At 66.7% G+C, this 18,738-nt stretch carries 13 protein-coding genes and 3 pseudogenes; 12 read left to right on the top strand and 4 right to left on the bottom strand.

Features of this window, described 5'->3' with window-relative positions; translation table 11 throughout:
- The 10 genes and pseudogenes from ACYCO6_RS16215 to ACYCO6_RS16170 form a co-directional block, all read left to right on the top strand.
- Positions 1-1,757 (top strand): annotated as a pseudogene (locus ACYCO6_RS16215) (MFS transporter); the annotation flags it as partial.
- The gene (locus tag ACYCO6_RS16210; RefSeq protein ID WP_459773593.1) at positions 1,737-2,816 is read left to right on the top strand and encodes an MFS transporter; all 1,080 of its coding nucleotides are present in this window, start codon (positions 1,737-1,739) and stop codon (positions 2,814-2,816) included. The pseudogene ACYCO6_RS16215 and the gene ACYCO6_RS16210, both read left to right, overlap by 21 nt.
- Positions 2,817-3,038: 222 nt before the next feature.
- Positions 3,039-6,797, top strand: coding sequence for a nitrate reductase subunit alpha (locus tag ACYCO6_RS16205; RefSeq protein ID WP_459772907.1), 3,759 nt, complete (start codon positions 3,039-3,041; stop codon positions 6,795-6,797).
- Between the two features lie 130 nt (positions 6,798-6,927).
- Complete coding sequence (gene narH, locus ACYCO6_RS16200; RefSeq protein ID WP_459772905.1) at positions 6,928-8,457, top strand: nitrate reductase subunit beta; 1,530 nt, start codon at positions 6,928-6,930, stop codon at positions 8,455-8,457.
- 14 nt (positions 8,458-8,471) lie between these two features.
- Entirely contained in the window at positions 8,472-9,218 is a 747-nt protein-coding gene (gene narJ / locus ACYCO6_RS16195) for a nitrate reductase molybdenum cofactor assembly chaperone (protein ID WP_459772904.1), read from the top strand.
- Positions 9,219-9,230: 12 nt separating this feature from the next.
- Positions 9,231-9,995, top strand: coding sequence for a respiratory nitrate reductase subunit gamma (gene narI / locus ACYCO6_RS16190; RefSeq protein WP_459772902.1), 765 nt, complete (start codon positions 9,231-9,233; stop codon positions 9,993-9,995).
- Positions 9,996-10,052: 57 nt separating this feature from the next.
- Positions 10,053-10,886 (top strand): peptidylprolyl isomerase, encoded by an 834-nt coding sequence (locus ACYCO6_RS16185; protein WP_459772901.1) that lies wholly within the window; start codon positions 10,053-10,055, stop codon positions 10,884-10,886.
- A 7-nt stretch (positions 10,887-10,893) separates the two neighbouring features.
- Complete coding sequence (locus tag ACYCO6_RS16180) at positions 10,894-11,202, top strand: hypothetical protein (RefSeq protein WP_459772900.1); 309 nt, start codon at positions 10,894-10,896, stop codon at positions 11,200-11,202.
- 48 nt (positions 11,203-11,250) lie between these two features.
- Positions 11,251-12,273 (top strand): GTP 3',8-cyclase MoaA, encoded by a 1,023-nt coding sequence (moaA, locus tag ACYCO6_RS16175; protein ID WP_459772899.1) that lies wholly within the window; start codon positions 11,251-11,253, stop codon positions 12,271-12,273.
- Positions 12,274-12,437: 164 nt separating this feature from the next.
- A pseudogene (locus ACYCO6_RS16170) lies at positions 12,438-12,931 on the top strand (transposase); the annotation flags it as partial.
- A 147-nt stretch (positions 12,932-13,078) separates the two neighbouring features.
- Here ACYCO6_RS16170 and ACYCO6_RS16165 read toward each other — a convergent pair.
- Positions 13,079-14,335 (bottom strand): annotated as a pseudogene (locus ACYCO6_RS16165) (SulP family inorganic anion transporter); the annotation flags it as partial.
- A gap of 366 nt (positions 14,336-14,701) precedes the next feature.
- On the opposite strand from ACYCO6_RS16165, the gene ACYCO6_RS16160 reads away from it, so the two are divergent.
- Both ACYCO6_RS16160 and fixJ read left to right on the top strand, forming a co-directional pair.
- Positions 14,702-16,228: a PAS domain S-box protein gene (locus tag ACYCO6_RS16160; RefSeq protein ID WP_459772897.1), complete on the top strand. Its 1,527-nt coding sequence runs from the start codon at positions 14,702-14,704 to the stop codon at positions 16,226-16,228.
- The gene (gene fixJ / locus ACYCO6_RS16155) at positions 16,228-16,842 is read left to right on the top strand and encodes a response regulator FixJ (RefSeq protein WP_459772895.1); all 615 of its coding nucleotides are present in this window, start codon (positions 16,228-16,230) and stop codon (positions 16,840-16,842) included. The genes ACYCO6_RS16160 and fixJ overlap by 1 nt, the downstream gene beginning before the upstream one ends.
- Before the next feature lie 216 nt (positions 16,843-17,058).
- On the opposite strand, the gene ACYCO6_RS16150 is transcribed toward fixJ, so the two are convergent.
- From ACYCO6_RS16150 to ACYCO6_RS16140, 3 genes are all read right to left on the bottom strand, one after another.
- Positions 17,059-17,349: a hypothetical protein gene (locus tag ACYCO6_RS16150; protein WP_459772894.1), complete on the bottom strand. Its 291-nt coding sequence runs from the start codon at positions 17,347-17,349 to the stop codon at positions 17,059-17,061.
- A 464-nt stretch (positions 17,350-17,813) separates the two neighbouring features.
- Positions 17,814-18,047: a hypothetical protein gene (locus ACYCO6_RS16145; protein WP_459772892.1), complete on the bottom strand. Its 234-nt coding sequence runs from the start codon at positions 18,045-18,047 to the stop codon at positions 17,814-17,816.
- A gap of 123 nt (positions 18,048-18,170) precedes the next feature.
- Positions 18,171-18,488 (bottom strand): DUF6522 family protein, encoded by a 318-nt coding sequence (locus tag ACYCO6_RS16140; protein WP_459772891.1) that lies wholly within the window; start codon positions 18,486-18,488, stop codon positions 18,171-18,173.
- Positions 18,489-18,738 lie beyond the last annotated feature (250 nt).

The following is an 18,738-nucleotide window of genomic DNA, read 5'->3' as shown; positions in this document are numbered from 1 at the left end:
ATGAACGATCTGCCTCTCGTCACGAACTCCGACCAGCGCCGCGCCTTGTGGCTCTCGACGCTGGCGTTCACGACCTGCTTCGCGGCCTGGACGATCTTTTCGATCATCGGCGTGCAGATCAAGAAGGACCTGGGCCTGAGCGACGCCCAGTTCGGCCTATTGGTCGGCACTCCCATCCTCACCGGGTCCCTGGTCCGGCTTCTCCTCGGCATCTGGGCCGACCAGTACGGCGGGCGCCTCGTGACCCTCGCGGTCATGCTGCTCGCCGCGCTCGCCACCTACCTCCTCACCTTCGCCTACGACTACCCGACCTTCCTGCTCGCGGCCCTCGGCGTCGGTCTCGCGGGCGGCGTCTTCTCGGTCGGCGTGACCTACGTCTCCAAGTGGTTTCCGAAAGAGCGGCAGGGCACCGCGCTCGGCATCTTCGGGGCCGGCAATGTCGGCGCCGCGGTGACGAAGTTCCTGGCGCCGCTGGTGATGGTCGCGCTCGGCTGGAAGGCCGTCGCCCAGGTCTGGGCGCTCGGACTCGTCGTGATCGCACTGGTCTTCTACATCGGCACCAAGGACGACCCGGACCTCGCCGCGCGTCGCCGGGCCGGCGCAAGGCCCGAGCCGTTGTCGGCCATGCTGGTGCCGCTGGCCAACCTGCAGGTCTGGCGCTTCGCCCTGTACTACTTCTTCGTCTTCGGCGGCTTCGTCGCCCTCGCGCTCTGGCTGCCGCGCTACTACACGGGCGTGTACGGGCTCGACATCGTCACCGCGGGCTGGCTCGCCGCCGCCTACTCGATCCCAGGGTCGCTCTTCCGTATCCTCGGCGGCAGCCTGTCGGACCGCTACGGTGCCCGCAAGGTCATGTACTGGACCTTCCTCGGCTCCTTGGTCTGCACCTTCCTGCTGTCGTACCCGGCGACCCACTACGTGGTCAGCGGCATCCGAGGGCCGATCGCCTTCGAACTCGCGCTCGGTCCCGTGGCCTTCACGATCCTCATCTTCGGCCTCGGCTTCTTCATGAGCCTCGGCAAGGCCGCCGTGTTCAAGCATATCCCGGTCTACTACCCCGACCGGGTCGGGGCCGTTGGCGGCGTAGTCGGGCTGATCGGAGGGCTGGGCGGTTTCGTCATGCCCATCGCCTTCGGTTTCCTCAACGACGTCGTCGGAATCTGGACCTCCTGCTTCATGCTGCTCTTCGCCATCGTGGCGGTGAGCACAGCCTGGATGCACGCCGCTGTGCGTGCCCTGGAGAAGCGGGAGCATCCCGAACTCCGCCTGCCCAAGGATCTGCCCGAGATCGCGGCCCTCAGGGCCGAGGTCGAGCGGCTCCGCGCATCCCGCGCGCAGTCCGCCTCCGCCGGCACGCCGCTCGCCGGCATCCCGGCCGAGTGAGGCCCGTCTCCGGCCGAGCCAGGACGAGCCCGGCCGCTCCCTTCCAGACCTGAAAGGCAACGACCATGACCGCCGGCACGCAAACCCTCGCGCCTGTCCGCCCCGCGGGCGGCACCTGGCTCGCCCGCTGGGAGCCCGAGAACCCGACCTTCTGGGCCAAGGAGGGCAGCCGCCTCGCCTGGCGCACCCTCGGGGTCACCACCGCCAACCTCACGATGTCGTTCATCGTCTGGTTCATGGTCTCGGCCCTGGTCGTTGCGCTCCCGGCGGTCGGGTTCAAGCTCACCACCGGTCAGCTCTTCTGGCTCGCCGCCATGCCGGGCCTCGCCGGCGGTACGCTGCGCCTCGTGCACATGTTCCTGACGCCGATGTTCGGCACCCGGCACGTCGTGACCTTCGCGAGCCTCTCACTGCTGGTGCCGGCCATCGGCTGGTTCTACGCCGTCCAGGACCCGACGGTCCCCTACTGGGCACTCCTCGTCCTGGCGTTCCTCGCCGGCCTCGGCGGCGGCAACTTCTCGTCCTTCATGCCCTCGACCAGCCTGTTCTTCCCCAAGCGGCTGCAGGGCACGGCGCTGGCGATCCAGGCCGGCATCGGCAATTTCGGGGTATCGGTCGTCCAGTTCCTCACGCCCTGGGTAATCGGTTTCGCGCTCGCGGGCGGCACGCTGCTCGGCGAGTCGCAGACCATGACCAAGGGCGCGCTGGTCCGGCAGGTCTGGCTGCACAACGCCGCCGCGGTCTACATCCCGTTCATCGTGCTGTTCGCCCTCGTGGCGTGGCTCGCTTTGCGCAGCGTGCCCGTGAAGGCGAACGTGCGCGAGCAGATGGACATCTTCGGCTCGCGCCACACCTGGGCGATGACCTCGCTCTACATCATGACCTTCGGCGCGTTCTCCGGGCTCGCCGGCACGTTCCCGCTGCTGATCAAGCAGTGCTACGGGAGCCTGCCCGGCGCACCGGACCCGCTGACCTACGCCTTCCTCGGACCGCTGGTCGGCTCGCTGCTCCGGGTCGCGGCCGGTCCGGTCGCGGACCGCTTCGGCGGGGCGAAGGTCACGCTGGTGGCCGCGCTCGGCATGACCGCCTGCGCGGCGCTGGTCCCGCTCTACACGGCGCCGACCTCGATGGAGAGCTTCCCCTGGTTCGTCTTCGCGATGCTCGGCCTGTTCGCCTTCGCGGGCATTGGCAACGCCTCCACCTTCAAGCAGATGCCGATGATCTTCCCGCCCCGGCAGGCCGGCGGCGTCATCGGCTTCACCGGTGCGGTCGCGGCCTACGGCCCGTTCGCCTTCGGCATGCTGTTCGCCTGGGCGTTTGGGGCCTTCGGAGGTCCGAACGTGGTCTTCCAGGGACTGGCGGTCTTCTTCGCCTTCAACGTCGCCATGAACTGGTGGATGTACGCGCGCCGCGGTGCCGCCACCCCCTGCTGACGACGGCGCAACGGGCGGTCTCGGGCCCACCATCATGACGGGCGCGGCCGGCGGGGCTCGACTCTCCGCTGGCCGTTTGCGTGCGTCAGGCAGTTCGGACGCCGGTCAATGTAGCGTTTGACTCAGATCAAGGCTAAAGCTTGCTATAACGGACACTGTTTCCTGGAAGAATTCGAAACCGACCACGGCGCTCGCGCCGGGTCGTCCAGGAAAATCCGGACCATGTCGCATTTTCTCGACCGCTTGACCTTCTTTCGGAAGAACGTCGACACGTTCTCGGGCGGTCACGGCATCGTCACGGCTGAGGACAGGTCCTGGGAAGACGGTTACCGCAAGCGCTGGCAGCACGATAAGATCGTCCGCTCCACGCACGGCGTGAACTGCACCGGCTCCTGTTCCTGGAAGGTCTACGTCAAGGGCGGGATCGTCACCTGGGAGACCCAGCAGACCGACTATCCGCGCACCCGGCCGGAACTTCCGAACCACGAGCCGCGCGGCTGTGCCCGCGGCGCAAGCTACTCGTGGTATCTCTACTCGGCCAACCGGGTGAAGTATCCGCTCATCCGCTCGCAGCTGCTCAAGCTCTGGCGCGAAGCCCGGGTGATGATGACTCCAGTGGCGGCCTGGGCGCATATCGTCGAGAACCCCGAACGCCGCAAGGCCTACACCGCCAAGCGCGGCCATGGGGGCTTCGTGCGCGCCACCTGGGACGAGGTCAACGAGATCATCGCGGCGGCCAACGCCTACACGGTGAAGACCCACGGCCCCGACCGCGTCTTCGGCTTCTCGCCGATCCCCGCGATGTCGATGGTCTCCTACGCGGCCGGCGCCCGCTACCTGTCGCTGCTCGGCGGCGTCTGCATGTCCTTCTACGACTGGTACTGCGACCTGCCGCCGTCCTCCCCCCAGACCTGGGGCGAGCAGACCGACGTGCCCGAGAGCGCGGACTGGTACAATGCCGGCTTCCTGATCCTGTGGGGCTCGAACGTCCCGCAGACCCGCACCCCCGACGCCCACTTCTACACGGAAGTTCGCTACCGCGGCGCCAAGAGCGTCGTGATCTGCCCCGACTACTCGGAGGCCTCCAAATTCGCCGATCTATGGGTCTCGGTGAAGCAGGGCACGGACGCCGCGCTCGGCATGGCCATGGGCCACGTCATCCTGCGCGAGTTCCACGTCGACCGGCAGGTTCCCTATTTCGTCGACTACGCCAAGCGCTACACCGACATGCCGATGCTGGTCCGCCTCGTCCGCCAGGACGGAAGGCTGGTGCCGGAGCGCTTCCTGCGCGCCTCGGACCTCGACGGCGCGCTCGGCGAGGCGAACAATCCCGAGTGGAAGACCCTCGCCTACGACGCCGGCACGGGCGAGCTCGTCGCGCCGCTCGGCTCGGTCGGCTTCCGATGGGGCGAGACCGGCAAGTGGAACCTGGAGGCCAAGCGCTCCGACGGGGGGGACGTCGACCTGCGCCTGTCGCTCGCCGGCGCTGAGGACGGCTTCGAGGAGGTCGACTTCCCGTATTTCGGCAATATCGCGCACGAGCATTTCGCGGGCAGCGACCACGCCAGCGTGATCGAGCGGCGCGTGCCCGTGAAGCGGCTCGCCACGACCGAGGGCGAGGCGCTGGTGGCCACCGTCTACGACCTGTTCCTGGCCAATTACGGCATCGACCGCGGCTTCGGCGGCGGCAACGTCGCCCGCGCGTTCGACGCGGACGAGCCCTACACGCCCGCCTGGGCGGAGAAGATCACCGGCGTGCCGCGCGATCAGATCGTCACCGTGGCGCGCGAGTTCGCCAAGAACGCCGAGAAGACCAATGGACGGTCGATGATCATCATCGGCGCCGCGATGAACCATTGGTACCACATGGACATGAACTATCGCAGCGCGATCAACATGCTGGTCATGTGCGGCTGCGTGGGTCAGTCCGGCGGCGGCTGGTCGCACTATGTCGGCCAGGAGAAGCTGCGCCCGCAGACCGGCTGGGCGCCGCTGGCCTTCGCCCTCGATTGGGGTCGCCCGTCACGCCAGCAGAACTCCACCTCGGCCTTCTACGCGCACACCGACCAGTGGCGCTACGAGACCCTCGACGTGAAGGAGATCCTCTCGCCGACCGCGCCGGCCGGCCCGTGGGACGGCGCCATCATCGACTACAACGTCCGCGCCGAACGGATGGGCTGGCTGCCCTCCGCGCCGCAGCTCGAGCAGAACCCCCTCGGCATCGCCGCCAAGGCCGCCGCCGCGGGCCTGGAGCCGAAGGAGTACGTCGCCCGGGCGCTGAAGTCCGGCGAGTTGAAGATGTCCTGCGAGGATCCCGACAACCCGAAGAACTGGCCGCGCAACCTGTTCGTCTGGCGCTCGAACCTGCTCGGCTCATCGGGCAAGGGGCACGAATACTTCCTCAAGCACCTGCTCGGCACCACGAACGGCGTGCTCGGCAAGGATCTCGGCGCGGAAGGCCACCGCAAGCCCGACGAGGTCGTCTGGCACGATGAGGCGCCGGAAGGGAAGCTCGACCTCCTGGTCACCCTCGACTTCCGCATGTCGACGACCTGCGTCTACTCCGACATCGTGCTGCCGACCGCCACCTGGTACGAGAAGGACGACCTGAATACGTCGGACATGCATCCCTTCATCCACCCGCTCTCGGCGGCCGTGGACCCGGTCTGGGAAGCCCGCTCCGACTGGAACATCTACAAGGGGCTGGCCGAGGCGTTCTCGCGTGTCGCCCCCGAGGTGCTCGGGGTCGAGACGGACGTGGTGCTGACCCCGATCCTGCACGACACCCCGGCCGAGATGGCGCAAGCCACCGACGTGCAGGACTGGAAGACCGGCGCGGTCGAGCCGATCCCCGGCAAGACCATGCCGACGGTCACGGTGGTCGAGCGCGATTACCCGAACCTCTACAAGCGCTTCACGTCGCTCGGGCCGCTGATGACCAAGGTCGGCAACGGCGGCAAGGGCATGGCCTGGAACACGGAGCACGAGGTCGCGCTCCTGAAGGCGCTCAACGGCGTCGTGACCGAGGAGGGGCCGACCAAGGGGCTTCCGCGCATCGACACGGCCATCGATGCCTGCGAGGTCCTCCTGATGCTGGCGCCGGAGACGAACGGCGAGGTCGCGGTCAAGGCCTGGGAGAGCCTCGGCAAGGCCACGGGCCGCGATCACGCCCACCTCGCCCTGCCGAAGGAGGACGAGAAGATCCGCTTCCGCGACGTCGTCGCCCAGCCGCGCAAGATCATCTCGTCGCCGATCTGGTCGGGGCTGGAATCCGAGAAGGTCTGCTACAACGCCTGCTACACGAACGTCCACGAGCTGATCCCATGGCGGACGCTGACCGGGCGTCAGCAACTCTATCAGGACCATCTCTGGATGCGGGCCTTCGGCGAAGGGTTCTGCGTCTATCGGCCCCCGATCGACCTGAAGACCATCAAGCCGATCCAGGGCCGCGTCGACAACGGCAATCCCGAGGTGGTGCTGAACTTCATCACCCCGCACCAGAAGTGGGGCATCCACTCCACCTATTCGGACAACCTGCTGATGCTGACCCTCAACCGCGGTGGCCCCGTGGTCTGGATCAGCGAGAACGACGCGCGCAAGGCCGGCATCGCCGACAACGACTGGATCGACGTCTACAACGTCAACGGCGCGATCTCGGCGCGGGCGGTCGTCTCCCAGCGCGTCAAGGACGGCATGTGCATGATGTACCATGCGCAGGAGAAGATCGTGAACACGCCGGGCTCCGGCATCACCGGCCAGCGCGGCGGCATCCATAACTCGGTCACCCGGGCGGTCCTGAAACCGACACACATGATCGGCGGCTACGCGCAGCTCTCCTACGGCTTCAACTACTACGGGACCGTGGGTGCGAACCGCGACGAGTTCGTGGTCGTGCGCAAGATGGCGAAGGTCGACTGGCTCGAGCAGCCGCACGACCAGGGCGCCGGGCCGGCGGGTCCCGCGCTCCAGGCCGCCGAGTAGCTGCCTGCCGGAGGTCGCATGACCTCCGGGATCTCCCTTAGCGACAACTCGAATGTCCCGCGGCCCGCGCCGCGGATATCCCGAAAAGCCAGCGACACCGCATTTGACGGTTGTCGGAAGGACTTAAGCCATGAAAGTCCGCGCGCAGATCGCGATGGTTCTCAACCTCGACAAGTGCATCGGCTGTCACACCTGCTCGGTCACTTGCAAGAACGTCTGGACCAATCGCGAGGGCGTCGAGTACGCCTGGTTCAACAATGTCGAGACCAAGCCCGGCATCGGCTACCCCAAGGACTGGGAGAACCAGGACAAGTGGAAGGGCGGCTGGACACGGCGGCGCGACGGCCGGATCGAGCCGCGCATCGGCTCGAAATGGCGCATCCTCGCCAACATCTTCGCCAATCCCGACCTGCCGGAGATCGACGACTACTACGAGCCGTTCGATTTCGACTACCAGCATCTGCAGAGGGCACCCGAGGTCCAGGCCTTCCCGACCGCGCGCCCGCGCTCGAAGATCACCGGCGCGCGTATGGAGAAGATCGAGTGGGGGCCGAACTGGGAGGAGATCCTGGGCGGGGAGTTCTCCAAGCGCCGGCAGGACAAGAACTTCGAAGGGGTCGAGGAGGAGATCTACGGCCAGTTCGAGAACACCTTCATGATGTACCTGCCGCGGCTGTGCGAGCATTGCCTCAACCCGGCCTGCGTCGCCTCCTGCCCCTCCGGCGCGATCTACAAGCGCGAGGAGGACGGGGTGGTCCTGATCGACCAGGACAAGTGCCGCGGCTGGCGCATGTGCGTCTCCGGTTGTCCCTACAAGAAGATCTACTACAACTGGTCCTCGGGTAAGTCCGAGAAATGCACCCTCTGCTACCCGCGCCTGGAAGCGGGGCAGCCGACCGTGTGCTCGGAGACGTGCGTCGGCCGCATCCGCTACCTGGGCGTCGTGCTCTACGACGCCGATCGGATCGAGGCGGCCGCCTCCACCCGCGACGAGCAGGATCTCTACGAGGCGCAGCTCAAGGTCTTCCTCGACCCGTCCGACCCGCGCGTGATCGCCGAAGCCCGCAAGGCCGGCATCGCCGAGGCGTGGCTGGAGGCCGCCCGGCGCTCGCCGGTCTACAAGATGGCGATGGAGTGGAAGATCGCCTTCCCGCTCCACCCCGAATACCGGACCCTTCCGATGGTCTGGTACGTGCCGCCGCTCTCGCCGATCCAGTCGGCCGCATCGGCGGGCAAGATCGGCCTCGATGGCGAGATGCCGGACGTGAAGAGCCTGCGCATCCCGGTGAAGTACCTCGCCAACCTCCTGACGGCGGGCAAGGAAGCACCGGTGGTTGCCGGCCTGGAGCGCATGCTCGCCATGCGGGGCTACATGCGCGCCAAGACCTTCGACGGCGTGGTGGACGAGGCGCTCGCGAAGCGGGTCGGGCTGACCGGCGCGCAGATCGAGGAGATGTACCGGGTCATGGCCATCGCGAACTACGAGGACCGGTTCGTGATCCCGACCAGCCACCGCGAGATGGGCATCGAGGACGCCTACGACCTGCGCGGCTCCTGCGGCTTCTCCTTCGGCAACGGCTGCTCGGGCGGCATCAGCGAGACGAACCTGTTCGGCGCGAAGAAGCCCGCCAAGGCCAAGACCCCCATGGAAGTCGCCTGAGGCTGAGACCGATCATGAAGACCCTGAAGGCCCTCTCGGCCGTGCTGACCTACCCCTCGCGCGACCTCGCGCTGGCCGTGCCCGAGATCCACGCCGTGCTGCGCGCGGAAGGGGTCCTGGCCCTGCCGCAACTCGACGCGCTGGAGCCACTCCTGTCGGCGCTCGCCGCCGAGGACGTCTACGAACTCCAGGAGCGCTACGGGCTGCTGTTCGACCGCACACGCGCCCTCTCCCTGCACCTGTTCGAGCACGTCCACGGCGAGAGCCGCGACCGCGGGCAGGCCATGGTCGACCTGAAGGCGCTCTACGAAGCGGGCGGGTTCGACATCGATTGCGGCGAGCTCCCGGACTACGTTCCGCTCTTCCTCGAATACTGCTCTTTGCGGCCGCAGGTCGAGGCGCGCCAGCTCCTGTCCGAGCCCGCTCACGTGCTCGCCGCCATCGGCGAGCGGCTGCGCAAGAAGGATTCGGCCTACGCCGCGGTGTTCGAGGCGCTCGTCGCCATCGCGGCCGCTCAGCCGACACCCGAGGCGCTCGAAGCCGTGGTGCCGGATGCGGGCGACGATCCGACCGACCTCCGGGCGCTCGACGCCGCCTGGGAAGAGGAGGAGGTCCGCTTCGGGCTCGGCTCGGCCGCCGATTGCGGCGTCGACAGCCTCGCGGCCAAGGTCCGGCAGGCCCGGCGCCCCGCCCCCGGCGTCGCCGCGCCGGCAGGCCATCCCGACCGCACCGTCTTCACGCACCTGTCCTCCCGCGCCTGAGGAGAGAAGGCCATGGCCGTCGATCTCAATCACATTCTGTTCGGCTGGTACCCGTACCTCTGCCTGACCCTGTTCCTGGTCGGCTCCCTCGTCCGCTTCGACCGCGAGCAGTACACGTGGAAGACGGGCTCCAGCCAGCTCCTGCGCCGCAAGCAGCTCATCCTCGGCTCGGTGCTGTTCCACGTCGGCATCCTGGCCATCTTCGCTGGCCACTTCGTCGGGCTCCTGACGCCCATCGCGGTCTTCGACGCGCTGGGCATCGGCCACGGTTTCAAGCAGGGCCTCGCCATCGTGGCGGGCGGCATCGCCGGAACGGCCTGTTTCGTCGGCCTGACCCTGCTCGTCCACCGCCGCCTCTTCGACCCGCGCATCCGGGCGACCTCGTCCTTCTCGGATACGGCGATCCTGCTGATGCTCTACGCCCAGCTGATCCTCGGCCTGTCGACGATCCCGGTCTCGCTCGGCCACATGGACGGGCACGAGATGGTCAAGTTCATGAACTGGGCGCAGGGCGTGCTGACGCTGAAGCCCGGCGTCGCGGGTCTCGTCGCCGACGTGAACCCGGTGTTCAAGCTGCACCTCGTGCTCGGCATGACCATCTTCCTGGTCTTCCCGTTCACCCGCTTGGTCCACGTCTGGTCGGCGCCGGTCTGGTACCTCGGACGCCGCGGCTATCAGGTGGTGCGCACCAAGAAGCCGCGCGCCGCAGGGCAGGGCGCGCCCGTTCCCGTCGCCTTGGGCGTGCGCCCCGTCCGGGCCCCGCAGCCCGCCGAGTGATCCAGCACCCGGGGCCTTGCCCCGGGCCTCTCCCGCCGCACTCTCCGGGACCGATCGATGTCCGCCTGCTCAGCCCAAACCCTGCCGAACGGCCCCAAGACCCCGATCCGGGTCAATGGGGTGGCCATCTCCCGCGCGGTGATCGCGCGCGAGGTCCAGAACCACGCCGCCCCGACGCCGGTGGCGGCCTGGAAGGCGGCCGCGCTCGCCCTCGTCCTGCGCGAGGCCCTGTCGCAGGAGGCCAAGCGCCTCGGCATCCGGGCCGAGCCCGCAACCGACGCGGAGGGGCGGCGCGAGACCGACGAGGAGGCCTGCATGCGCGCCCTCGTCGAGCGGGAGGTGGCGGTCCCGGAGCCGACCGAGGCGGAGTGCAGGCGCTACCACGCGCGCAACCCCGCCCGCTTCCGGTCTCCGGACATCTTCGAGGCCGCGCACATCCTGTTCGCCGCCCGGGCGGATGACGCCACCGGCTACGCACTGGCCCGGCTCAACGCCGAGATGGTCATCGCGATGCTGGCGAAGGAGCCGGACGCCTTCGCGGACCTCGCGCGCACCCACTCGGCCTGTCCTTCGGGCGAACTCGGCGGCAGCCTCGGCCAGGTCACAACCGGGCAGACCACACCGGAGTTCGAGAGGGCGCTCCGCGCGATGCGACCGGGTGAGGTCTCGTCCGAGCCGGTCGAGACCCGCTACGGGTTCCACGTCATCCGCCTCGACCGCCGCATCGAGGGCGGCACGGTGCCGTTCGAGATCGTGCACGACCGGATCGCGATCTACCTCGCCGAGGCGGTGCGGCGGAGAGCCCAGGCGCAGTACGTCGCGCGGCTGCTCGGGCAGGCCCGGATCGAGGGCATCGAGATCCCGGCGCCCGGCGCGCTCAACGTTCATTGAGGGTCCCATGCTGCTCGGCGACATCATCGCGCAACTCGACGACGAGGCCGTTGCCACCGAGGCCTTGATCCGCCTCGATGACCTCATCCTGCTTGGCCGTGTCCATGAGGCTGCCGAACAGGACGGGGTGGCGCCCGGCGCATTCGCGGCGCGCGCCGTCCGCCTGTTCTCCGACGCTGCCTCCGACGCGGACTGGGTCAGCATGATCGGGGTCATGGGACAGACCTCGGAGCCCGGTCTCGCCTGCCTGCGCCGCATGGTCGAATTCGCCCTCAAGCCGCAGGGAGGCTCCCATGCGTGCGGACACGACCACTGAACCGCCCCGGACCCGTCGGCTCACCCGACCGCGCGCGGAGACCCTGTGATGACCTGTGCGGCGCTCTTCGGAAGCGGCCAGCCTCTCGTCGACGGGTACGGCCGCCATGTGAATTACCTGCGCGTCTCGGTCACGGACCGCTGCGACCTGCGCTGCACCTACTGCATGTCGGAGCAGATGAGCTTCCTGCCCCGGCGAGATCTCCTGACCCTGGAGGAACTCGACCGGCTCTGCTCAGCCTTCGTGGCGCGTGGCGTGCGCCAGATCCGGCTCACCGGCGGCGAACCGCTCGTCCGCCGCGACGTGACCGGTCTGCTGGGGAGCCTGGCCCGGCACCTGCAGGCGGGGACACTGGACGAGCTGACCCTGACGACGAACGGAACGATGCTGGCGCAACGGGCGCGCGATCTCGCCGCCTGCGGCGTCCGGCGCATCAACGTCTCCCTCGATACCCTGGACCCGGACCGGTACCGCGCCATCACCCGCCGCGGCGACCTAACCGTGGTGCTGGACGGCCTCGACGCGGCGCAGACAGCGGGCTTGTCCGTGAAGCTCAACGTCGTCGCCCTGCGGGGCGTCAACGAGGACGAGCTGGAGGACCTCATCCGGTTCGCGCATGGGCGGGGCATGGACCTCACCCTGATCGAGGCCATGCCCCTCGGCGAGATCGGTCATGACCGCGCGGAGCGGTTTCTCCCCCTCGATGCGGTGCGCCGGCGCCTGTCGCGCACCCTGACGCTCGAACCCGTCGCCTACCGGTCCGCGGGGCCGGCCCGCTACGCGCGCGTCGCCGAGACGGGCGGTCGACTCGGCTTCATCACGCCGCTGACCCACAACTTCTGCGAGGGCTGCAACCGGGTCCGGGTGACCTGCGCCGGGATGCTCTACACCTGCCTCGGGCACGAGGAGGGGCGTGACCTGCGCGCCGCGCTGCGCGGTTCCGAGGCCGACGGGCTCCTCCAAGCGGCCATCGACGACGCCATCGCGCACAAGCCGAGGGGCCACGACTTCGTTGTCGACCGCATCTCCAGTCCCGCCGTCGCGCGGCACATGAGCGTCACCGGAGGATAGTCATGGGCGCGGCGCGAGTCGGGATTCTGACCATGTCGGACCGCGCCGCGGCCCGCTTCAGCCTCGACGAGGGCGGCCCTGCGATCTGCCGGGAACTCGCAGCCATGCTGCCTTCGGGGTGAGAGCCTGTCTGGAGTGGAGAGCTCTTTCCGTGGAGGCCTCCGATGGCAGAACCCAAGGGGCGGTTCACACCTGAGTTTCGCGCCGAGGCGGTCCGGCTCGCCCAGACGAGCGGTCGTTCGCGCCGCGCGGTCGCCGCCGATCTCGCCGTCGAGCCCTCGACCTTGCACCACCGGATCGACGGGCAGCGTGATCGGGATATGGACGCGCCGCCGGCCGCCCGGCAGGAGGACATGGCCACCGAGCTCAAGCGCCTGCGGCGCGAGAACGAGGTGCTGCGCCAGGAACGGGAGATCCTGAAACGGGCCATGGCATTTTTCGTCAACGAGGGACGTCGATGCGGTTCCAGCTCATCGATGCGGCGAGGAGAGTTCCCCGTCCAGCGTCTGTGCAAGGTCCTCAAGGTGAGCCCGTGCGGCTCCTTCGCCTGGAGGCAACGGCCTGCATCGGCGCGGCAGTGCGAGGATCTCGTGCTGCTCGCCCATGTCCGCTCCACCTTCCGCTCTCACACGCGACGCATAGTAGCCCGCGCATGACGCTCGGCTTCGTCAGCCCCGTTCAGTTCGAGATGCGCAGCGCCAACCAAACCGGTCTCCACTAGACCGAAGCCAGTCCGGAGCCGACGGGTGCCGGCCTGACGCATGGCGGAGGAAGCACAACTTCAGGCGCCTTCCTCCGGAACACCGCGGTGCATCACAGCAAGCACGGCGGCGAGCACGCAGCCGGCGACGATGCCGGCGGTCAGGTCCTCTAGCAGGGTCAGGCCGAAGGTGACGAGAAGTACCGCGGCCGTGCGCCAGTTCTTCAGGAGCCGCGCGAACTCGCTCTTCTCCGCCATGTTCCAAGAGACGACCACCAGCACACCCGCCAGAGCCGCCAGCGGCACGAAGCCGGCGAGCGGAGCTGCGACCAGCATGAAGAGAAGGAGGAAGGCCGAGTGCAGCATGCCGGAGACCGGGCTTGCCGCGCCGGCACGGATGTTGGTCGCGGTTCGAGCTATCGTGCCGGTCACGCTGATGCCACCGAACAGGGCGGAAGCGACGTTGGCGATGCCCTGGGCGATCAGTTCCATGTTCGAGCGGTGGATGCGGTCCGTCATGCTGTCGGCAACCTTGGCCGACAGCAGGCTCTCGATACCGCCCAGCAGCGTGAAGGCCAGGGCAGTCGGGAAGACGTCGCGCAGTGATTGGGATGTCACCTGCGGTAGCTGAGGCATAGGCAGGCCGTGCGGTAGGCTGCCGAAGCTGCTCCCGACGGTGGCGACGTCGAGGCCACCTAGCCAAGCCAGGGCTGAGGCGGCGGCAACGGATATGAGCATGCCAGGAAGGGAAGGCTTCCATCGCCGCAGCGCGAAGACCGCCACTGCGACCCCGCAACCCAGGGCAAGCGCGATCGGATTGAGGGTTGGCAAGGCGTTGACGATGGCCACGAGCTTCGGGATGACCGGTCCGGGCTCAGCGCCGTCCAGTTTGAGGCCGCCCAGTTCCTTCAACTGACTGGCCAGGATCGTACAGGCGATCCCCGCCGTGAAGCCGACGGTGACCGCGTGAGGGATGTGCCGGATCAGCGAGCCCAGCCGGAGCGCGCCGACGAGAGTCAGCAATAGGCCGGAGAGCAGCACGGCAAGGAGGGTACCGTCGACGCCGAGACGGGCAACGGTGGCCGAGACGAGGACGATGAAGGCGCCCGCCGGACCACCGATCTGGAAGCGGCTGCCGCCGAGGGCGGAGACGACGAAGCCACCTACGATGGCCGCGTAGAGCCCCCGGTCCGGCGAGACTCCAGACGCGACGGCGATGGCCATGGAGAGCGGCAAGGCAACGATGGCGACAGTCAGCCCGGCCATGACGTCGCGGCGGAGCGTTGCCACTCCGTAGCCCTCCGCCAAGGCGGTGACGAGCTTGGGCTTGTAGAGGTGCGCAGTCGCGGCGCCGTTGGGCATGGCTTCGTCTTCAGGTCGCCGGGTCCGGCAGGAGGGAGTCCTTTCACCAGGGGTTCTGAGCAGCGCAGCCGCATTGATCCAGCGCAAGAGCTTCCCAGGAACGCGCCCACAGACTGAGGTGGATGGGCACGGATGACCGAAGCGCTCCTATGGCGCTGGCCTTTTCACGCTGAAAGTGGCGGCTGAAATCGGGCCCGAGGAGAGCGAGCTAGGGAACACCGGAGAACGAACGTTGGGGGCTCTTCACGGCGTTTAGGGAGGCGTTCTACCCGACAGGACCTTTCCCGTAATTCTCACGGGAGGAGCTCGGCTATTGCAGCGCCGCCGCCCGCTTGTCTCCTAGGAAGAGATGGATTTAACAAGATCATGTCCAGTCAACCGCCGGTTCCTTCCCTGCGTGCGGGCGATCGGTACTCTGCCGGGAGCACAGAGTATCGTACTCTCGCTCCGTACATCCCGTACCTGTACGCAGTCGGCCTGGTGCTAATCGGAGGCGGTCTTCGGATTCTGCTGGACCCTTACCTCGGCGATCGCGTCGTCTTTCTTTTTCTCGTGCCGGCTGTGCTGGTGGCTGCTGCCGGCGGGGGCCTCCTCCCCGGCCTCTTTGCGACGGCGGCTGGCGTCATCATGGGGTCGGCCATCCTGTTCCGGCAGGGGATCATCTTCGGCAATCAAGTCGATGCCGTTCTCTTCGCAGGTTTGGGAGGCTACATCGCAATCGGCGCCGAGCGCCTCCGCCAAGCTCAGCGCCGCGCTCTGGAGGTGACCGGAGCGCTGCTACAGCAGCAGGCGCATCTCAAATCCATTCTCGAGACTGTTCCAGATGCCATGATTGTCATTGACGAACATGGTCTCGTTCAGTCCTTCAGCGCCGCGGCTGAACGGACGTTCGGTTGGTCGGCGGCCGAAGTCGAAGCACGGAATGTAAAGATGTTAATGCCCGCTCCGGACCGGGACGCGCACGATGGCTATCTCGAACGCTATGCGCGGACAGGCGAGCGGCGGATTATAGCCAAGGGACGCGTGGTGACCGGTCAGCGGAAAGATGGGAGCACCTTTCCGATGGAACTCGCGATCGGCGAGATGACCTCCGGCGGGCGTAAGTACTATACTGGATTCGTGCGCGACCTGACTGAGCGGCAGCAGACCGAGCGCCGTCTTCAGGAGATGCAGGCTGAACTGCTCCACATGTCGCGCCTGTCTGCCATGGGCGAGATGGCAGCGACCCTGGCCCACGAATTGAACCAACCCCTCGCGGCCATCACCAACTACCTGAAGGCGGGTCGCCGCCTGATCGTTGCCGAGCAACCCGAGAGCGTTGCGATTGAGGCCATGACCAAGGCGGCCGATCAGGCTCTGCGAGCCGGGCAGATCATCCGTCGCCTGCGCGAGTTCGTCTCGCGTGGGGAGTGCGACCGTCGCGTCGAAAGCTTACCCGAGCTTCTGCAGGAGGCCAGCGCACTCGCTCTCGTCGGGGCCGAGGAGCGTGGGGTGCGCGTGCGAGTCGAACGAGATGCCGCGGTGACGAGCGTGCTCGTCGACAAGGTTCAGATCCAGCAGGTTCTGCTTAATCTCATGCGCAACGCGTTGGAGGCGATGGAGACGTCGACCGAGCGGGAGCTGACCGTGGATGTGGTCGCCCTCTCGCCCGACGTCGCCCGGGTTTCTGTCGCAGATACCGGCTCCGGCATCAGTCCGGAGGTTGCCGATCAGCTGTTCCAGCCCTTCGTGACCACGAAGGGCGCCCGCGGCATGGGCGTGGGCCTCTCCGTCTGCCGGACGATCATCGAGGCGCACGGTGGCCGCATCTGGGCGGAGCCGAACCGATCTGGCGGTACCGTCTTCCACTTCACCTTGCCCCGTGCGGGCACAAGCAGCGGGGTTCCCGTCTGATGTCGGATGCACGCTTGGTTCACGTGATCGACGATGACGAGGCTGTCCGCGATTCCCTTCGGATGCTGCTGAGCACTTGCGGCTTCACCGTGCAGACCCATGAGGCTGCAACAGCCTTTCTGGAACAACAGCCACTCGCGCAGGGCGGCTGCGTCGTGACGGATGTCCGGATGCCGGGCATGTCAGGCCTAGAGCTTGCCGCGAGGCTGAAGGAACTCGGCTCACCACTACCGATCATCGTCATCACGGGTCATGGCGATGTGCCGCTCGCGGTGGAGGCTATGAGGCTGGGCGCAAGCGATTTTCTTGAGAAGCCGTTCGAAGATGAGGATTTGCTTCGGGCCGTTGAGACTGCATTGGCGCTTCGAGAGGAACAGGCCGATCGCGCTGTACTGCGTGCAACCGTTACTGAGCGGAAGCGCAGTCTCTCAGAGCGGGAGCATCAGGTTCTGGACGGCCTCGTCGCGGGCAAAGCCAACAAGGTCATTGCTGAGGAGCTGGGCATCAGCCACCGGACGGTCGAGATCTACCGAGCTCACGTCATGAGCAAAATGCAGGCGGGAGGTCTATCCGAATTGGTCCGGATGATCATGCTGTTGCAGCAGGAGTGCTGAGTTCCTGCCTCGTCGAGCAAGTGCCACGCTTCAGGGCCGCCCTCATCGCTCCGGCTCGCTGAAGCGACTCAGCGGAGTTGGCGAGCTTGCCGCCCCTAAAGGGCTGCCGCCGCGATGCCCCGATCCGGTATCAGGGGCCATTCGCAAAAGGGCGGTTTATGGAGCTTGCGGGCCGAGCTCCTGATCAGGTGAGCAGGTGCCCAGCCGGCATATCGCTCACCAAGCGTGGTCGGCGTAGTCCAACATGCCGTCCTTCTTGATCACCAGCTTGTCGTCGTTGCTGGGCTCCCGGCCATAACCCGAACCCTCTACGGTAAAACCGCATCCCGCAGGACAATTCACCTGTGCCGTTGTGCCGACAGCGATCTTCTGCTGGCCTTCCTTAACGCCACGGTCAACCGTGACGGTGTGATCCTTGGTGTCCTGATTTGTGATCGAGGTGGCAAAAGCCGGGCTTGCCAGCGATACGGCCGCGCTCGTAAGCACGACAAGAAATTCCATGCGCATGGGATGCCTCCTCTGCTAAGTTTGTTGAGCAAATTCATTTACGCTCACTGATACAATGATAAGACGAAACGACGATCTATGTTGCTCGTTACAAAAATTTAACCCAATTTCTGAAGTGACCTTGAGCGCAAGCGTAACATTACTAGTCGGATTGTTGGGCATTGGTCCGGTCCGCGTGCTGATCCGCCTCGTCCTCATCGTGGTCGCGCCGGTCACCCGCCCAAACAATCCTCCGTCCGGAGCCGGACCCAGCCTGGGCTAACACGCTCGCAGAAAACTGACCGAGCGACCGCGCTCCGCTGGCCCGTGGCTGTCGCAAAGGCGATCACGCCGGCTTTCGAGGGTGGGGCGAACGTCGGCTCGTCGGTCGAGGGCGCTCGGCGGACCCGGCTGCACAGGATGAACGGCTCAATCACGAACAGGAGCAGCATAAAGATGAACCATACGGCGACCATCGCGTGCATCTACCAGAAAGAAGTCGCGGCGAAGCGGCTCCACAAACCATATCGGCCGACCATGTAGAAGCCGCTCAACCCAACCAGCACGACAGCGGTCCGTGCCTGCCGGACAAAGCGGCGCTCGACGGCCTCGAACAAGATGATCCCCATCTCGATCGGCCACTCCTTACTCCGGACCAGCGGAAGAATTACCGTGGTGGCCATCGCCGCGCCGCCGATCCAGACGACCACCGCGGCCACGTGCACAGCCCGAGCAATGCCTGCGTCATCCGTGCTTGGCACACCCGCCACCCTTACACAGGCGCAGCCTTCCGATCTGTTGCAGCAACGCGTACTGCGGGACCTGACTCGGCGCCTCGATGATCATGGTCTTCTTCTTTCCCTTCGGGGTTTTGAGGGTGAAGTCGGCCGCCGCAGCCCTGCGGGCAGAGTGCGACTGCCGAAGTCGATCACGGAGCGCTGAAGCACGTTCCCGGCATCATCGACGATCAGAGTCAATCGCTGACTCTCCGTGAAGAACGTCAGCCGGTGACAACCGACGTCTTCATCAATGCCGCGTTCGTACCGGCTCGTGATCTTCCCTTCTCGCACTCGGCTCTGGACCAGTGAAGGCTCAATCCCGAGCCCCTCACCGATCACTGCCGCATCGATCTGAACGGCGCCGTCTTCGAACTTTACCATAGGCGTCGCTGGAGCTTTGGCCAAACGAGGCCAACGAGAAAGCATCTTCTTTAGAAGAACGCTTTGGCGGCTTGAAAGGCTGCAAAGGCTGCCATGCACATGGTGATGCACTCCGCCGACACACGAGTTGCTCGCCATTGGGAAGCAACGACGCGCTCGCGCAGATCCGCGGATCACCGAAGCACCATAGCCCTCTTCATCGGGAGACCGTCCCACCTTCAGCGTGCCTCAGCAGGCAGAGAGCCGCTCT

This window comes from Methylobacterium sp. CM6257 (genome assembly GCF_054611515.1).
The sequence above is the reverse complement of the archived record's forward strand: the minus strand, read 5'-3'. Positions and strand labels throughout refer to the sequence as shown.